The 15,273-nt window shown below is 51.7% G+C and carries 15 protein-coding genes and 1 pseudogene; 9 read left to right on the forward strand and 7 right to left on the reverse strand.

The features are described from left to right. Window positions 1-53: 53 nt before the first annotated feature. A complete protein-coding gene (gene fetA, locus ACX8ZY_RS20220; protein ID WP_033768911.1) occupies window positions 54-722 on the forward strand; it encodes an iron efflux ABC transporter ATP-binding subunit FetA in 669 nt (222 codons plus the stop codon). After that, window positions 709-1,488: an iron efflux ABC transporter permease subunit FetB gene (gene fetB / locus ACX8ZY_RS20225; RefSeq protein WP_033768913.1), complete on the forward strand. Its 780-nt coding sequence runs from the start codon at window positions 709-711 to the stop codon at window positions 1,486-1,488. Before fetA ends, fetB begins: the two co-directional genes overlap by 14 nt. 207 nt (window positions 1,489-1,695) lie before the next feature. On the opposite strand, the gene ACX8ZY_RS20230 is transcribed toward fetB, so the two are convergent. Beyond that, the gene (locus tag ACX8ZY_RS20230) at window positions 1,696-2,097 is read right to left on the reverse strand and encodes a VOC family protein (RefSeq protein ID WP_256843866.1); all 402 of its coding nucleotides are present in this window, start codon (window positions 2,095-2,097) and stop codon (window positions 1,696-1,698) included. A gap of 201 nt (window positions 2,098-2,298) precedes the next feature. Between ACX8ZY_RS20230 and ACX8ZY_RS20235 the strand changes: the two are divergent. After that, window positions 2,299-2,751 (forward strand): annotated as a pseudogene (locus ACX8ZY_RS20235) (ABC transporter permease subunit); the annotation flags it as partial. 153 nt (window positions 2,752-2,904) lie between these two features. On the opposite strand, the gene ACX8ZY_RS20240 reads toward ACX8ZY_RS20235, so the two are convergent. Further along, on the reverse strand, window positions 2,905-3,417 hold the full coding sequence (locus ACX8ZY_RS20240; protein WP_421665488.1) for an uS7 family ribosomal protein: 513 nt from the start codon (window positions 3,415-3,417) through the stop codon (window positions 2,905-2,907). A 320-nt stretch (window positions 3,418-3,737) separates the two neighbouring features. Here ACX8ZY_RS20240 and ACX8ZY_RS20245 point away from each other — a divergent pair, with 320 nt between their 5' ends. The 3 genes from ACX8ZY_RS20245 (at window position 3,738) to ACX8ZY_RS20255 (ending at window position 5,038) form a co-directional block, all read left to right on the forward strand. Continuing rightward, window positions 3,738-4,049, forward strand: a complete 312-nt coding sequence (locus ACX8ZY_RS20245) for an antibiotic biosynthesis monooxygenase (protein WP_346456999.1) — start codon at window positions 3,738-3,740, stop codon at window positions 4,047-4,049. Window positions 4,050-4,220: 171 nt separating this feature from the next. Then, window positions 4,221-4,859 (forward strand): TetR/AcrR family transcriptional regulator, encoded by a 639-nt coding sequence (locus ACX8ZY_RS20250; protein WP_191919220.1) that lies wholly within the window; start codon window positions 4,221-4,223, stop codon window positions 4,857-4,859. Further along, window positions 4,856-5,038, forward strand: coding sequence for a hypothetical protein (locus tag ACX8ZY_RS20255; RefSeq protein ID WP_033768919.1), 183 nt, complete (start codon window positions 4,856-4,858; stop codon window positions 5,036-5,038). The genes ACX8ZY_RS20250 and ACX8ZY_RS20255 overlap by 4 nt, the downstream gene beginning before the upstream one ends. Before the next feature lie 175 nt (window positions 5,039-5,213). On the opposite strand, the gene ACX8ZY_RS20260 is transcribed toward ACX8ZY_RS20255, so the two are convergent. Both ACX8ZY_RS20260 and ACX8ZY_RS20265 read right to left on the reverse strand, forming a co-directional pair. Continuing rightward, the gene (locus tag ACX8ZY_RS20260) at window positions 5,214-5,435 is read right to left on the reverse strand and encodes a hypothetical protein (protein WP_010247042.1); all 222 of its coding nucleotides are present in this window, start codon (window positions 5,433-5,435) and stop codon (window positions 5,214-5,216) included. Window positions 5,436-5,729: 294 nt separating this feature from the next. Beyond that, window positions 5,730-7,904 (reverse strand): TonB-dependent siderophore receptor, encoded by a 2,175-nt coding sequence (locus ACX8ZY_RS20265; protein WP_187496395.1) that lies wholly within the window; start codon window positions 7,902-7,904, stop codon window positions 5,730-5,732. Window positions 7,905-8,210: 306 nt separating this feature from the next. Between ACX8ZY_RS20265 and ACX8ZY_RS20270 the strand changes: the two genes are divergently transcribed. Continuing rightward, window positions 8,211-9,317, forward strand: coding sequence for a tyrosine-type recombinase/integrase (locus ACX8ZY_RS20270; RefSeq protein WP_061902157.1), 1,107 nt, complete (start codon window positions 8,211-8,213; stop codon window positions 9,315-9,317). An 18-nt stretch (window positions 9,318-9,335) separates the two neighbouring features. Here ACX8ZY_RS20270 and pagP read toward each other — a convergent pair whose 3' ends face one another. Continuing rightward, window positions 9,336-9,905: a lipid IV(A) palmitoyltransferase PagP gene (gene pagP / locus ACX8ZY_RS20275; protein WP_421665489.1), complete on the reverse strand. Its 570-nt coding sequence runs from the start codon at window positions 9,903-9,905 to the stop codon at window positions 9,336-9,338. Window positions 9,906-10,348: 443 nt separating this feature from the next. Between pagP and fhuE the strand changes: the two genes are divergently transcribed. Both fhuE and ACX8ZY_RS20285 read left to right on the forward strand, forming a co-directional pair. After that, window positions 10,349-12,571: a ferric-rhodotorulic acid/ferric-coprogen receptor FhuE gene (fhuE, locus tag ACX8ZY_RS20280; RefSeq protein WP_163799874.1), complete on the forward strand. Its 2,223-nt coding sequence runs from the start codon at window positions 10,349-10,351 to the stop codon at window positions 12,569-12,571. 170 nt (window positions 12,572-12,741) lie between these two features. Continuing rightward, complete coding sequence (locus ACX8ZY_RS20285) at window positions 12,742-13,152, forward strand: helix-turn-helix domain-containing protein (protein ID WP_022624363.1); 411 nt, start codon at window positions 12,742-12,744, stop codon at window positions 13,150-13,152. Window positions 13,153-13,266: 114 nt separating this feature from the next. Here ACX8ZY_RS20285 and ACX8ZY_RS20290 read toward each other — a convergent pair whose 3' ends face one another. Then, entirely contained in the window at window positions 13,267-14,112 is an 846-nt protein-coding gene (locus ACX8ZY_RS20290) for a VOC family protein (RefSeq protein ID WP_425021035.1), read from the reverse strand. A gap of 20 nt (window positions 14,113-14,132) precedes the next feature. Further along, window positions 14,133-15,272 (reverse strand): amidohydrolase, encoded by a 1,140-nt coding sequence (locus tag ACX8ZY_RS20295; RefSeq protein WP_022624362.1) that lies wholly within the window; start codon window positions 15,270-15,272, stop codon window positions 14,133-14,135. Between the last annotated feature and the right edge of the window lies 1 nt (window position 15,273).

Consider the following 15,273-nt stretch of genomic DNA (forward strand, 5'->3'; position numbering starts at 1 on the left):
CTGCTTTTTTTGATACTGACAACACTCAATTTGTCAGGTCCTGAGGCGTAAATATGGACAGAGTTTCACTCCTGCTGGATGTGCAGGACGTCGCTTTTTCAGTCGGGGATCGTCAGCTACTGAAACCGGTCTCCCTGCAGTTATATCAGGGTGATTGCGTCTTGCTGACCGGCCCATCCGGAAGCGGAAAAAGTACCTTCCTCAAAATCCTTGCTTCGCTGATTACCCCCACCTCCGGGCAACTTTTCTTCAGGAACAGTGATATCACCACGCTGAGAGCAGAGGCCTATCGCCAGCAGGTCTCGTACTGTTTTCAGACGCCGCAACTGTTTGGTCAGACGGTATATGACAACCTGGCGCTGCCATGGCAGATTCGACGTCAGAAACCTCAGCGGGACAAACTTGTTGCTGCGCTGGAAAGCGTAAATCTCTCTCCGGATATGCTGAATAAACCTGTTGAACAACTATCAGGCGGAGAAAAGCAGCGTGTCGGACTACTGCGCAATCTGCAGTTTATGCCTGAGGTACTGTTACTGGATGAAGTCACCAGCGCACTTGATGAAGAGAACAGACTATCAGTACTTTCACTGATTAACCGGATCTCAGCTGAAGAAAAGGTAGCCGTGGTGCGGATTAGCCATGACGTTAACGATATCCAGCAGGCTGAGCAGGTGCTTCGGCTTGAGCCGCCAGAAAAGGAGAATAAGCGTGAATCAGCATAATATCAGTGACACCTCTCTATTGCTGTCACTGACGCTGGTGGCTATAGCGCTGCTTATCAGCCAGAAAGAAAAGCTCGGCATGAGCAAAGATATTCTCTGGAGTGTATTCCGGGCGATAATTCAGCTGGTCATTGTCGGCTTTGTATTGAAGTCGATCTTCGATGTTAATAACAGCTGGCTGACGGTACTGATGGTGCTGTTTATCTGCGTTAATGCCGCGATCAACGCCCGTAAACGCGGTCGAAATATTGATAACGCTTTTACGATATCGTTTGTTGCTATTTTTAGTGGCACCGTTATCACGCTGACGATTCTGGTGCTGAGCGGGGCGATAGCGTTTGTTCCGATGCAGGTCATCCCCATCACGGGCATGATCGCCGGTAATGCCATGGTCGCAGTAGGGCTCTGTTACAGCAACCTGAACCAGCGCTTCAGCGACAACCAGCAGAAAATTATGGAGATGCTGAGCCTTGGCGCATCGGTGAAGCTGGCATCGGGCCGCATCATTGCCGACAGCATTCGTACAGCCATGATGCCGACGGTGGACGCTGCCAAAACCGTCGGACTGGTCAGCCTGCCAGGGATGATGTCCGGACTGATTTTCGCCGGAATAGATCCGCTCAAGGCGATTAAGTATCAGATTATGGTCACGTTTATGCTGATAGGGACTGCCAGTCTGTCAACGATCATTGCTGTCTATTTATCCTATCGTCGTTTTTATAATGCCAGGGCGCAGCTAAAAATATCGGATAGATCGCTGGATTAGCGAAACTGATTGGCGGATCTGAAGCTTATAACTTGTCAGTAAAGTAAGTCTGCTATCAGACGGCGCTCTGTTGCTCGCGAGCGCTTAACTGATAGCAGAGTGCTCAGGGGATGCTGCAAAAAACTCCCCGCTGAATCTGAAATATCCCGGCAGGGTTCGTGCTTTGATTGTTCATCTGGATGCCTGATACACAACTGGCTTTGGTTTTTAATTCTGCCTGTTCTGATAAAGGTCCCAGCGGTTGCCGTACAGATCTTCAAATACCACCACGGTTCCGTACTCCTCTTCATGAGGCTCCTGGGAGAATGTAACGCCTTTCGATTTCATGGCTTTGTAGTCTCGCCAGAAGTCATCCGTCTGCAGAAAAAGGAATACTCTTCCGCCGCACTGATTGCCAATAAAACCTTCCTGTCTGTCATCTGAAGCGCGAGCCAGAAGAAGATTGCAGTCGCTTTCAGGGTCAGGTGTAACTACAACCCAGCGTTTACCTGGCTGCGGTGTATCCTCAACAAGGGTAAAACCCAGCTTTTCGGTGTAATACTCAATTGCCCGATCATAGTCATCAACCACGATGGCCACATATCCCATACATCGCTTCTGCGTTCTCATTTCTGCTCCGTCATGTTTCAGGCCTGGTTGCCTTGAAACATTGTTTTAACACAAACGAGTATCCCTGGTTTAAGTGAATTGATTCAGTCATCACAGTATTCAGCCGTTGCAATAAAGATACATCAGCTGACATCAGCCTATAATTTTTATAAATTCATGGCGCGGGTATAAAAAAAAGTTTGAGGGATTTACTCATACACACTCGATATTCTGCAATCCGTTCCGGTGCTAGGCTAAATCTCTTTTACCGTGACGTTCTTTATTGCGCTGTTTCCTGGACAGGTACTGGGCATAGAGCTGGCGGCGATCTTCGCATTGTTCACCAGCCAGGCATGGAACATGACCTTTAGCTTCTATCAATCGTTACGCACCGTATCTGCGGATTTGGTGGAGGTTTCTCGCAGTTTCCATCTGACAGCATGGCAATGTTTCTGGAAACTGGAGGTGCCTTTTGCCGTTCCGGGGCTGATCTGGAACATGATGATGTCAATGTCTGGTGGCTGGTTCTTTTTCGTGGCCTCCGAAGCGATCACCGTGGGCAATAACGCTTATACGCTGCCCGGCGTAGGCGGCTATCTGGCTCAGGCTATCATGCATAAAGATATTCACGCCATAGGCTGGGTATTGCTCACGATGGTGATTGTGATTCTGGCATAATTTTTTCCTACAATGATCAGACTGAAATCTTCAGCCTGGAAGATATCGAGTTCTGAGTTTTAACAAAAGAATGACGGCTGTTGTATAAAGAAATCATGCTGTTTATGTGTGGGCCTGAAGGTACTCAGGCCCCGAGCTGCGTAATGACGTTTACTCTTTGATTTTAGCGTTAACAATGCTCATGCCTGCCGCATTGCTTCGTTTAGTCACGTGAACCGTTCCGCCGGCAAAATAATTGCCCACGGGTTCACAGACCTTTATCCGTCTTTGCAGGTCCGGGTCGTTAACCTCAACACCCGAACAGTCGTGACGCCCGCCGCCCGAAAACTCGCTATAAGCGGTATACTTGCTGAGGGTGCCCGGAAGAAGCCAGATAACCGTGGTCAGCAGCATATAGCTAAAAAAGGCCATCAGCAGAACGGACCCTGCGAAAAGTTTGATGTTATTCATTATGCCGTTGACAGCCTCACCTTTACCCCATTTTTTAATAATAAAAAAAAGAGCCAGTCCCAGCGGCAGGACGGCACACCATAATGCGTCGAGCACAGGTTGAGTCAGAAAGGTATTACGGTCAATTTCATTGCGCCACACAAAAAAAGTAAATAAGCAGCCAAGCACTCCGGTAATTAACAGCGCGAAACGGCGGGTTGAATAGGTATTCATTGGCAGCTCTCTCCCTGAGTCTTAAGTATTTGGCGCTGATAAGCGGCAGTTCCCTGAACCGGTTAGTTCTCATGGTAAACCAAACGTCAGGCGAAATTATCGTATGTTCGAAGGTTATCACGTCGGTCTTTCTTAAGACAAAAAGCATGAGCTTTATGATGGTCAAAATGGGCGATTGTTTGTATGCCCGACGCTCTGTTTATGGTCAACTAGCCGATAAGTAATTTATTAATATTCCTTCTTACACTCCCAGAGAACGAATCGTTGTTCCTGCATTGTCATGTTATGGTTAAACTCTTCAACAACATGAGGATAGCAACATGATTGTAAGAACATGGCACGGATGCGTACCGGCCAGGCACGCTGAAGGCTTTGCAACTCACTTGCAGGAGACTGGTGTTGAACATTCAGAAGCGACGCCAGGGAATCTGGGAGCCTATGTACGCAGAGAAACGCAGGGCGAATGGGAGCATTTCTTCCTTGCGACGTACTGGGAAGATTTAGAAGCCATCAAAGCCTTTGCAGGCGACCAGTATCAGATTGCCGTTACCTATCCGGATGATGAACAATATGAGTTGCTATCAGATCCCTACGTTTTTCAGCATCAGGTCCAGACTGTAATCCCATTATAAGTATTTGCCTGCCGCCGCCAGAAGGCGGCCAATGACTCACCTGTGCCTGTCCACTGACTCAGCATTAAATTTTACCAGGCAAAAAGCATGACTTTTAACACAAGGTTTAGATAAAGCCTTTTAATTGTAGATTGATCGATCTACAATAAATCGTCAGCACAGGAGAACCTTATGAAAGCATCAGCAGGCAGACCCAGAGAATTCGATCCAGAGGCGTTCCTCAACACCGCACTCGAATGCTTCTGGCAGAAGGGATATCAGGCAACATCTATGGCTGATCTTATGAAAGCATCGGGTCTGGCAAGTGCCAGCATCTATAAACTTTATCCCGATAAGCGCGCTATCTACCTGGCTGCTTTGCAGCGATACATGGATGAAGGCATTTCAAGGACAGTGAAACGAAATGCAGAATTGTCGCCAGAAGCTGCATTGCGAGAAACGCTCGAATTTGTGGCTCAGTTATCATCTGCTCCTGCCGGAGAGAAAGGGTGCTTTACTATTGCGGCAGCCAGCGAGCTTTTACCCGGAGACGAAGAGGTTAAAGGCAAAGTTTCCTTTAAATTTAACCGTTTAATTAACGAGTTAGAGAATATCTTAAAAAGAGGCCAGGATCAGCGGGTATTTCGCCAGGATGAAGATGCGCGAGTCATGGCTCAAAGCATTTTCATGATGATGGAAGGTATGCGGATATATGGAAAACTCCAGCCAGAGATTGGAGATCTGAGAAAAAGTAATGACTTCATGGTCAGAACGATACTTTCAGACACCCATGACGTAACCGGCAATAGTGCGGTTAAGGCATCCGCATGATTGAAGTGGGCACCATTGTTCGGCGAAGAAAAAGAAGAAGAATAATGGTGGTAATTGAATATTCAGATGGCATGGCATTATGCGGCTGGGTCGATAAAGGACGTTTTTTCAAAAGACGTTTTCCACTGTCTGAATTAAAAATAGGCGTGCCTTATTCAAATTTCTGGTCACTCACCTAAATCATTGCACCTTTAAAGACATCTGATTCAAATAAATATAATTAGCATAACCGGCTGCCCTTAATTCACCGTACTTTTGTGAGTCAACAGACTCAGGATGCTCATCACTCAGCGATCACCGGACATCATCATTGCCCGGTAATCGGCTGATTTACATCGGTGCTACAACCTCAGCTTATTTTTGAGACTGCTGATTTTGCTCAGCCTCTTTCTGTTTTTTCTTCGCCATATGATGACCGACTGCGCAGCCCGCTGCGGCACCGGCCACACCATGATGAGCAACATGACCTGCGACGCCGCCTACTGCGGCTCCCTTAAGACAGCCCTGGGCATTAGCCTGTAAATTCACCGACAAAAACAGTCCGGTAGCAATAACGATAACTGATAATTTTTTCATCACTTAATATCCTGATAGTTAGTTATAGTTGCAGGTTGAACCCGACAGAGCATAGCCGCACTCTGGGGTGTTTCGCTGGCCGGGATACAGGAATCACGACATTAGTTACCTGTCGTTACGCTTTCCAGAGGGAATGTAAGTATTTAATGCCATACCCGTGAGCCAGATACTTTCCGGCTCGTTAAGCGGCAGCCAGAGATTAGCACTGAGAAGATAAATCGGGGGGAGTGTAAACAGGAGGTTTTTCGACGAAGACGAAAAAACAGCGCTTCCATCGGGAAGCGCTGCTGCAGATCAGAAGGACATTGTCAGCCCGGCATAATAAGCGCGTCCCGGTTCGTTATAGGTCGATGCGCCATCAGCCTCGCGATATAGCTGTTTATCCAGCAGGTTATTAATCCCGGCATTGGCACGCAGATTTTTGGTGATGTCATAATTAAAATTGACCCCAAATACTGAATAAGCACCAACTTCGCGATTCGACATTGAATTGTTTTCTGTGCGGGATTCCGCATACTGGCGTGGTTTCTGACGGCCATACATCGTCCAGTTCAGATTAGTGGAGAAATCCTGCGTCACCTGCCAGTCCAGCATTGTATTGATCGTGTATTCAGGAATAATCGACAGCGGATTGCCGGTCTTTTTATCCTTCGACTCGATCATATAAGTTGCGTTAGTCCGCCACTCCAGCTCGTCACTGACCAGCGGGATAGTGAAATTGCCTTCCAGACCTTCGACTACCGCTTTGCCGCCGTTACTCCATTGCAGGATATTGTTGCCATTTGAGGCGTAACCCAATACTTCCGTCCCGGAGACGATTTTGTTTTTATAGTCATTGCGGAACCAGGTGATACCCGCAATATAGCCATCCTGACTGAACTCGATACCCAGCTCTTTATTTACGCTGACTTCAGGATCGAGATTTTCATTACCCAGCAGATAACAACTGCCACGGGTAACGTTGATCGGACAGCCATTTCCCCGCGTCGCCAGTAAATAGCCTTCGCTGGACTGATAAAGGTTAGGGGCTTTAAACGCACGGGCGATACCCGCTTTCAGGGTAAAACTTTCTCCCAGAGCCTGAGAAATATTGAGCGACGGACTCCAGTTCGCACCAAAGGTGTCGTGATAATCAAAACGCAGACCGGGGATCACTTCAGTGCTATCGGTCGCAGCAATATTATCTTCAAAATAGAGTGAGCTCAGCGTTGCGCTGTTTTTACTGTTGCGGCTGCCCGCATCACCACTGACACCGTCGATGGATACGCCAGGCGCACTGGTGCCGTTCATTGAATTTGGATCGTTCAGCTCATCACGGTTCCACTCGGCTCCCAGCGTAACGGTCTGCTCACGCAGCAGTTCCAGCGGGAAGCTGACTTCACCTCCGGCCCGGTAACTTTCAAAGCGACTGGTTGAGAACGTGTTGCTGTTGATCCGGCCTTCACCCGCACCCGCCGTGCCTTCATTCAGGCGGGTGTTATTGGTTTTTTCATAGTTAAAGGTGAGCTTAGATTGTCCCCAGTCCCAGATGCCATTATGCGCAAGGCCCCAGGTCTGACGATACAGACGGTTGGTTTCCGAACCATCGAGAGATTCGATCAAGGCATTACCGGCACCGTTGCTGTACTGGGTATCCCCGGTGTAAATGTTGCCCTGACGGCTGTATCCGTAACTGAAATCCAGCACCTGTAATGGCGTAATCTTCCACGACAGCACACTGTTGATGTCTTTATTGCGAACGCCTTCGCGACCGGCGGCGCCGGAGCCATTGTGCGACTGGTTAATGTCGAAAGCATCGCTGTCGGTTTTGTTGATGTTGCCATAGAGCCGCATGGTCAGAGCATCGCCCGCCAGCGGACCACTCAGGTTAAAGTTAGCGCGGCGGGTTGCGCCTTCTTTATCATCTTCCGGCTGGTTAGTGTAGAGCGACAGCGATCCGCTCCAGTCATTGGTCGGGCGTTTGGTAATGATATTAACCACGCCACCAGCCGCGCCGGAACCGTAACGCGCTGCCGCCGGTCCACGAATCACTTCAATCCGTTCAACCATCTCTGGTGGTACCCAGTTTGAGTCACCGCGGGAATCGCGCTCGCCACGCCAGCTATAACGAACCGAATTGCGCGAGGTGGTCGGCACACCATCAATCAGAATCAGCGTATTTTCCGGCCCCATGCCGCGAATATCGATCTGACGATTGTTACCGCGTACGCCGTTGGCGCTGTTGCCGGTAAGGTTAACGCCTGGCATTTTACGGATAATGTCGGAAAGGTCGTTGACCGGCGGGTTTTTCTCAATGTCCTGCGAGGTGATCACCGAAACGCCAGGCTGCTGTTTCAGCTCCTGTTCAGCAGTGACCAGCATCGTCTCATCATCAGCCAGCTTTTCTGTCTCTTCCTGATTAGCGCCGTTAGCAGAGGTACTCAATAAACCGGCCAGCAGTAGCGCAACAGGGCGCTTATGGACACGCATGGTTACATTCACTTAGAAAATCTCCCTGAAGTATTAAGGTATGTAAGCAAATGCGTATGATAATGATAATAGTTATCATTGTATATCGCGGTAAGCCACCTTTACATTCCATAACAATGGGCTATTTATTCGCCATGACCGTGACCAGAAGGGATAAGTGACGTTAGTTTTACTTGTTGGTCATCACCCGAAAACTTCCTCAGATTTCATCAGAACGCGTCTTTATGACTCCAGACTTATTAGGTCTGGAGTCATAGATAAACAATGGATAGAATGGCCCGCTCTTCATGTCTAACAGGTATAAATGTGACCCCAGATCTGACACAGATCCCTGCGCGTTCAGCCCACGTAGGCCGCCATGTATTGCTCTGGCTGGAGCAGGTTAAAAAGGCTTCACTTAGCGAGCTGGATAATTTTGGCGATGAAGGCACGGTGGAGCAGGTGATGAAGGTCTGGGTAAAACTCTCGCTGCTGATCAGTCGGCGTCGTCCTGAGATCGCCATCTCCTCATTGCTGAAACATGTCCTGCCGAACATCGGTTCGCAGCCACTCAAAACGCTGAACCGCTTACGCCTTAACCGGCTCTATAACATTCTGATCGCCGACGGTAAAAAAGAGGAGGCGCGGCGGGTGTTCGCGCTGACCAAACAATTTCTTGCCTGGGCCGAGATGCAGGGCTATCTCGATCATTCACCCATCGCTTCAATGAAAAAGCGTGATGTCGCGGGTCGCGCTACGCCGCCGCGCAGTCGGCAACTTACCGATGCAGAAATCTGGGTGTTCTGGCACGGGCTGGATAACTGGGCACTCTCGGAACAGGCGCGCTGGGCGCTGCGTTTATGCCTGGTCAGCGCCCGGCGGCCGGATGAAATTGTGCAGGCGCAGAAAGCGGAGTTCGATCTGCAATTAGGATTGTGGATGCAGGGTACGCGCAATAAATCGCAGCGGGAGCATGTGCTGCCCATTTCACCGCTGATGCGTCAGTGCATCGAAGCACTGCTGCGCGCCGCCGATCCGGCCTCACCCTGGCTGGTGCCCGCGCCACGCGATCCGCAACAGCCGCTGTCAAAAGGCGCGTTGAATCAGGCACTTCGCCGGATGATCCGCGCTCCCCGTGGGCTGGGACTTGAGGCGTTTACCCCGCGCGATCTGCGCAGGACTGCGCGTTCAAAACTCTCAGCGCTCGACACGCCTAATGACGTCGCCCGAAAAATTATGAACCATGCGCTGGAAGGAATCGATCGGGTCTATGACACCCATGACTATCTGAGCCAGATGCGCAGCGCCATGACTATCTTTTCGGACGCGGTTGAGCAGATTATTGAATGCGAAAGCTACCATCTGCTGCGTCATCGCTATGATGGCGAAACCCTCACGCTGGACGATCTCTCGCTCATGGCAATGTCACGCTAACGCTTATATCGGCAACTGTCAGAAGTGGTAGCGCAGCCAGGCAAAATAGACGTTGCCGTTGTTATGGGTGCCGGGAATATAGGTCATCTGGAAATCGAGATCGCCATAGCCGACAGAGGCCAGCGGCAGTATCGCTGGCACCGGAATATAATCCCAGTTGTGCCGTGCGGTAAAGCCCGCCGTGTAACCCACACCCCAGTGAAAATTCTGGTCGGCCAGCGGACGCCAGGTTGCCACCCAGCCATAGCCACCAAAGGGTTCCCATTTATTAAAGGAGTCCTTAAACGCCATTAAGTAGATGCCGTTCCAGTTCCCTTTTTCATCGTAGCGGGAGATACCTCCGCCCGCGCCCCAGGGTCTTTCATTATATTTATTGATGTGTTCACGATCGTAAGTGGCACGGTTGTGCCAGGTAATCGCGGGCAGATAAAAGTCGTAACCTTCAGGCTGCTGCCAGGTTGTGGCGACTTTATCACTGAAATTATCCCAGCCCGCACTCACGGTCTCCACAAGTGTGGCGGAGTGGGCTGAAAAAACACTGAAAACGGTGGTCGTTATCAGCGCTTTAAGCATTGAAATTTTGCGCACGTACGAATTCCTGCAATATCTGGTGTTAAATAAGGTGATAAAAGATTTAAGACGGATATTGTGGCATCAGGAGTGACAACTATAGTTCAATGAACGGCCATTACAGGATTTTATCTTTATCAAAAGTGATGCAGCAGCCCTGTTTCTCTGACAAGTCAGCAGGTGCGCTGACCCCATAAACGCCTCCCTGCCATTATCACCTTGCAGCCGCCTTTCACGTGCAGACAATTCCCTGAAAAAATTCGTATTGTTTGCTAACAAAATCTTGCAATGATAATCGCAATGCGTATATTTCTCATTTGTTTTAGAAGTTCATCACACCCGCGCGCAGGCGCTCAGGGAAAGGTTTCTGGTTCCTCAAACCATAAGCAGGGCAGCGATGTCCGCAGGAAGCATGGTCGTGACAGTGGCAGCATAAAAACATAAAGATAATTGAGGAATTAATGAACGCTTTCGATCTTCAACACCCCAGGGCGACGGACACTTCTGTTCTGCAACGTCCATTCCGCTTCTCCTTGCTGGCTGTCATCGTCGCCTCGTCGCTGGCGCATAACGCTGCTCATGCCGCAGAGACCGGCGCACCCGCTGCCAGCGATAACCAGACTATGACGGTCAGCGCGTCAGCCGATGATGCCGTAGCCGCTTCGCCCGCCACTGATTACAGCGTACCGGTTACCCGTGCGGGCACTAAAATGCTGGGCACCGTACGTGATGTCCCGCAGTCAGTCAGCATTGTCAGTAAGCAGCGTATGGCCGATCAGCAACTCCAGTCACTGAATGATGTGCTCGCAAATACCACCGGTATTCGCGGTATCAGTGGTGATATGGATCGCACCAACTACTATGCGCGCGGCTTTATGATCGACAACTACATGGTCGATGGTATCCCTACTGCCTTTGCCGCTCGCTGGAACCTGGGTGATGCGCAGACCGATATGGCGCTCTATGAGCGCGTTGAAGTGGTGCGCGGAGCGACCGGTCTGTTAACCGGACCGGGCAATCCATCAGCTGCCATCAATATGGTGCGCAAACACGCCGACAGCAAAGAGTTCGGCGGCACCGTCTCCGCCAGTTACGGCAGCTGGAATAAGCAGCGTTATGTGGCCGATCTCTCGGCTCCGCTCAGTGACTCAGGCAATGTTCGTGGCCGGCTGATCGCGGGATGGCAGGATAACAACAGCTTCATAGAGCGCTATGGCGCCAAAAAACAGTTCATCTATGGCGTGGTTGACGCTGACCTGACCGACTCTGCCACGCTTTCGGTCGGCTATGAATTCAGCCAGGTCAATACGGATTCCACCATGTGGGGTGGCGCGCCGCGCTGGTACACAGACGGCACGCAGATACATACCCGACGCGGCTACAACACCGCACCTGACTGGGCCTACAACGATAAAGAGAACCGTAAAGTCTTTGTGAACCTGAAACAGGACTTCGATAACGGCTGGAACATCACGCTGAACGGCGCGCACAACGAGATGCGCCTCGACAGTAAGCAGATCTATCTTGATGGCTATTTCGATCGTAACACCGGGGCGGGCGTCTCTTCGTATGCCAACTATCCGGTGGTAGGCGGGACCGGTTACAACACCGGTAAACGTAAAGTGGATGCCGTTGATGCCTTCGCCAGCGGTCCTTATGAATTGCTGGGTCGTCAGCATGAGCTGATGGTCGGCGTCAATTACACCCGCCAGGATAACAAGTACTTCAGTACCTTTGAGAATATCTCATCGGAGTCGCTGGGCAACTACAACGAGTTTAACGGTCAGTATCCGGAATCGGCCTGGACGCCGCGTCTGCCAGCAAGCGATACCCAACTGGTTCGCCAGAAATCGACTTATATGGCGACCCGTCTGTCGCTCGCCGATCCGCTGCACCTGATTATCGGTGCTCGTTACACTAACTGGAACCGTGAAACGCCAGGCGGTGAAATGGAAGAAAATAACACCACCCCTTACGGCGGATTGATTTATGACTTCGCTGAAAACTGGTCGGCTTACGCCAGCTATACCTCGGTGTTCCAGCCACAGGACTATCGCGATGCCAGCGGCGCTTTCCTGTCGCCCGTTATCGGCAAAAACTACGAGGCAGGCCTGAAATCTGACTGGATGGATAGTCGCTTCACCACCTCGATTTCGGTGTTCCGCACCGAGCTGAATAATGTCGGTGAAGCAACCACTCAGACGGTTCAGGGGTCAGGTGATGTCGCGTACATTGGCCGTAAAGGCGTGGTGAGTCGTGGCGTGGAGTTTGAAGTCAACGGCGCATTAACCGACAACTGGCAGATGACCCTGGGCGGCACGCGCTACATTGCGGAAAACCGCGATGGCAGCACCTTTAACCCGCAACTGCCGCAGACTAGCTTTAACCTGTTCAGCAGCTACCGCCTGCCGACGCTGCAGCAGCTGACGCTGGGTGGCGGCGTGAACTGGCAGACACATATCTGGAATGATGTCGGTGGCCCGGAAGGCAATGGCACCTGGCGTGCCCGTCAGGGCAGCTATGCGCTGGTTGATCTCTTCGCCCGTTATCAGGTGAACAAAAATCTGTCGCTGCAGGGCAACCTCAATAACCTCTTCGACAAAGAGTATGACACTAACGTGGCCAGCTCCGTAGTCTACGGCGAACCGCGTAATTTCTCAGTGACCGCCAGCTACACTTTCTGATTTGTGTCGTTGTAAAGCCTGTGAAAAACGCCTCAGTTGAGGCGTTTTTTTATATTAAGATCGGAGAGTTTAATTTTATGGCCTTTGTCTGCTGAAACGATCGGCTGAAAGGCTTCACAGCATGTGCAGAGCGATCAACAGTTGTCCGCGAAATATCGGGAGGTTACCGAATGAATACTGAAGCTATCAGGCTGTCAAATAAGCTCGCTGAAGCGGTACCGCTGCTGGCTGGCAGCAGCCAGCGCGAGGATTATGAAGAAGCACTGGAACTGGTCGAATATCTGATTGAACATGAGCCGGATAATCCGCTGGTTGACCTGCTTTGCGCGCGCATTGCTCACTATGAAGATAAAGATCCGGAGCTGGCCGAATTTAATGCACGTCAAAATGAAATCAGCACAGGCCCCGGCATTCTGCGCGTGCTTATTGAGCAACACAATCTTAGCCTGAGCGACTTCGAAAATGAGATCGGTAAAAAATCGCTGGTTAGCCGAATCCTCAGCGGCGAACGTCAGTTGACTGTGTCGCATATCCGGGCATTATGCGCCCGGTTTGGCCTGTCGCCATCTCTGTTTTTCTGATTTAAGCGTGCTGCGATGGACTATTAAGATTCGATAAGTCTTTATATTTTATCGGTCCGTGCTCTGAAGAAACGCCTCACTTGAGGCGTTTTTCATCCCCTCCTGAATCTGTACTCAGGTAAAACGCAGTGCCAGGTTAAAACCTTCTGCCGACTCCACCACAATCGCCTCGGGCTGCTCCTGAAAGGCAATTTCACCCTTCACCAGCGCGCGTTTCACCAGGTCGAGATCTTCCGTCTCAAAACCCAGCGCGACCATCCGGGCGCTGCCATCATAGTCTTCCGGCAGCGGGCCAAATCGCTGCTGCGCATAGTCTGCCGAAGCAAAACGAACCGTGGCGGCACCCGCGCGCAGGACAAAGGCGCCTTCGGGACAGGCGAGCACCTTAGCGGCCCCAAACAGGCGGCTATAGACCTGCGCTGAAAGCGCCGGATCCTGAGCGACAATCACAAACTCACTGATATTACGCACGCCGTTGGGGTGACGCTGCCATGCCGGCTGCCATACCGCTTCGGGCGTCAGATGCTGGCAAAAAAAGCTGCGGCCATTGGGTACCAGCGAAGGGCGAATCCGTACGGTCCTAAAGTGCGCTTCACTCACCGAACCGTCGGGCAGGGTGACCGGTCGATGAAAAGCCGCTGGCGGATCGCCATCCAGATCCTGCCGTTGCAGATGCTGAAACTCACTCTCTGCATCGCTGCTTTTCCACACCAGACCGCTCAATCCCAGCGGCGACTGCCAGAGATCGGCGCGCTGGCTCCCTTTGCCCGTCTCATAGCCCAGCAGTTCCAGGTAGTTCTCACCAAAAATAGCCAGGTGATTACTCGATCCCAGCGAGTGATGACCCCGTTCAGTGAGCTGAAAGCCGAGCCTTCGGAAGCGCGCGCTGGCGCTGTCGAGCTGGTCGGCCACGTTAATCACAGCATGATCAAGAATCGGTTGTGGAACCTGAACTGACATAGCAGCACTCCTTTTTTTCGTCATTGCGCCGCCACAATCTGCAACGCGCGTGGCACCAGCTGCGTGAAGTAGTCCACCGCCGGGCCAATTAACGCTTCATCAGGATCGAAGGCGGCGTGATGCAGACCAAACTCGCTGGCACTGCCGATGCTGACAAACGCCCCCGGAACCTGCTGCAGATAGAAGGCAAAATCTTCTCCGCCCATCTGCGGCGACTCAGCGTGCTCCGCGAGATAGCCACTCTGTTGGGCAACGTCCAGAGCAACATCCACCCAGCCTGGCGTGTTAATCAGGGCCGGCGGTCCTTCAGTCCACTCCAGTTCGGCGGTCGCACCAAACCCGGCGGCAATACCCTGAATCAGGGATCGCATTCGGTGCGGGATCTGCGCCCGAATTTCGCCGTTGTGGGTGCGCACGGTGCCCTCCAGCTCAACGCTTTGTGGCAGCACGTTCCAGGTATTTCCGGCGGTAAAGCGCGTCACGCTCAGCACCACCGTTTCCAGCGAGCTGAATACCCGGCTCGGCAGGGTCTGCAGAGCCGTTACGATATGGCTGGCAATCACAATCGAATCGATACCCTCCTGCGGTCGTGCGGCATGGGCGCCTTTGCCCTCAATGCGGATAACAAAGCGGTCTACGTTGGCATAAAACGCACCCGCCCGACTACGCAGCGTGCCCAGCGGCAGGTCGGGCGCGTTGTGCAGGCCGAATATCGCCTGAACGCCTTCCAGCGCACCGGCATCAATCAGCTGACGTGCGCCATTAAAGGTCTCTTCAGCGGGCTGAAACAGAATCCGTACCCGGCCTTGCAGCGTGTCTTCCTGCTGTTTCAGCTGCAACGCCACGCCGAGCATCACGGCGCTGTGAACGTCGTGACCACAGGCGTGCATCACGCCCGGCTGCTGTGATCGCCACGGGCGTTCGGTGGTTTCTTCAATCGGTAACGCATCGATATCCGCGCGCAGGGCGATCAGGGGTTCGCCATGACCGATTTCTGCCACGACGCCGGTTTTCAGCCCCAGCGGCAACAGCCGGATCCCGGCCTGCTCCAGCCAGCGGGTAATACGTTCCGTGGTGGCAAATTCATGATTCGAAAGTTCCGGATGCTGATGCAGTTCGCGACGCCACTGCACCAGTTGGTCGGTTAAAGGCAAAGTCATG

This window comes from Pantoea sp. XAF26B01_ASV70 (assembly GCF_054512635.1).

What these genes read in the sequence shown, in the direction of transcription:
- fetA (WP_033768911.1), top strand. Translation starts at nt 54, where the DNA reads ATGGACAGAGTTTCACTCCTGCTGGATGTGCAGGACGTCGCTTTTTCA.
- ACX8ZY_RS20230 (WP_256843866.1), bottom strand. Translation starts at nt 2,097, where the DNA reads ATGAGAACGCAGAAGCGATGTATGGGATATGTGGCCATCGTGGTTGAT.
- fhuE (WP_163799874.1), top strand. Translation starts at nt 10,349, where the DNA reads ATGAACGCTTTCGATCTTCAACACCCCAGGGCGACGGACACTTCTGTT.
- ACX8ZY_RS20240 (WP_421665488.1), bottom strand. Translation starts at nt 3,417, where the DNA reads ATGAATACCTATTCAACCCGCCGTTTCGCGCTGTTAATTACCGGAGTG.
- ACX8ZY_RS20265 (WP_187496395.1), bottom strand. Translation starts at nt 7,904, where the DNA reads ATGCGTGTCCATAAGCGCCCTGTTGCGCTACTGCTGGCCGGTTTATTG.
- ACX8ZY_RS20295 (WP_022624362.1), bottom strand. Translation starts at nt 15,272, where the DNA reads ATGACTTTGCCTTTAACCGACCAACTGGTGCAGTGGCGTCGCGAACTG.
- ACX8ZY_RS20250 (WP_191919220.1), top strand. Translation starts at nt 4,221, where the DNA reads ATGAAAGCATCAGCAGGCAGACCCAGAGAATTCGATCCAGAGGCGTTC.
- ACX8ZY_RS20245 (WP_346456999.1), top strand. Translation starts at nt 3,738, where the DNA reads ATGATTGTAAGAACATGGCACGGATGCGTACCGGCCAGGCACGCTGAA.
- ACX8ZY_RS20285 (WP_022624363.1), top strand. Translation starts at nt 12,742, where the DNA reads ATGAATACTGAAGCTATCAGGCTGTCAAATAAGCTCGCTGAAGCGGTA.
- ACX8ZY_RS20260 (WP_010247042.1), bottom strand. Translation starts at nt 5,435, where the DNA reads ATGAAAAAATTATCAGTTATCGTTATTGCTACCGGACTGTTTTTGTCG.
- ACX8ZY_RS20290 (WP_425021035.1), bottom strand. Translation starts at nt 14,112, where the DNA reads ATGTCAGTTCAGGTTCCACAACCGATTCTTGATCATGCTGTGATTAAC.
- ACX8ZY_RS20255 (WP_033768919.1), top strand. Translation starts at nt 4,856, where the DNA reads ATGATTGAAGTGGGCACCATTGTTCGGCGAAGAAAAAGAAGAAGAATA.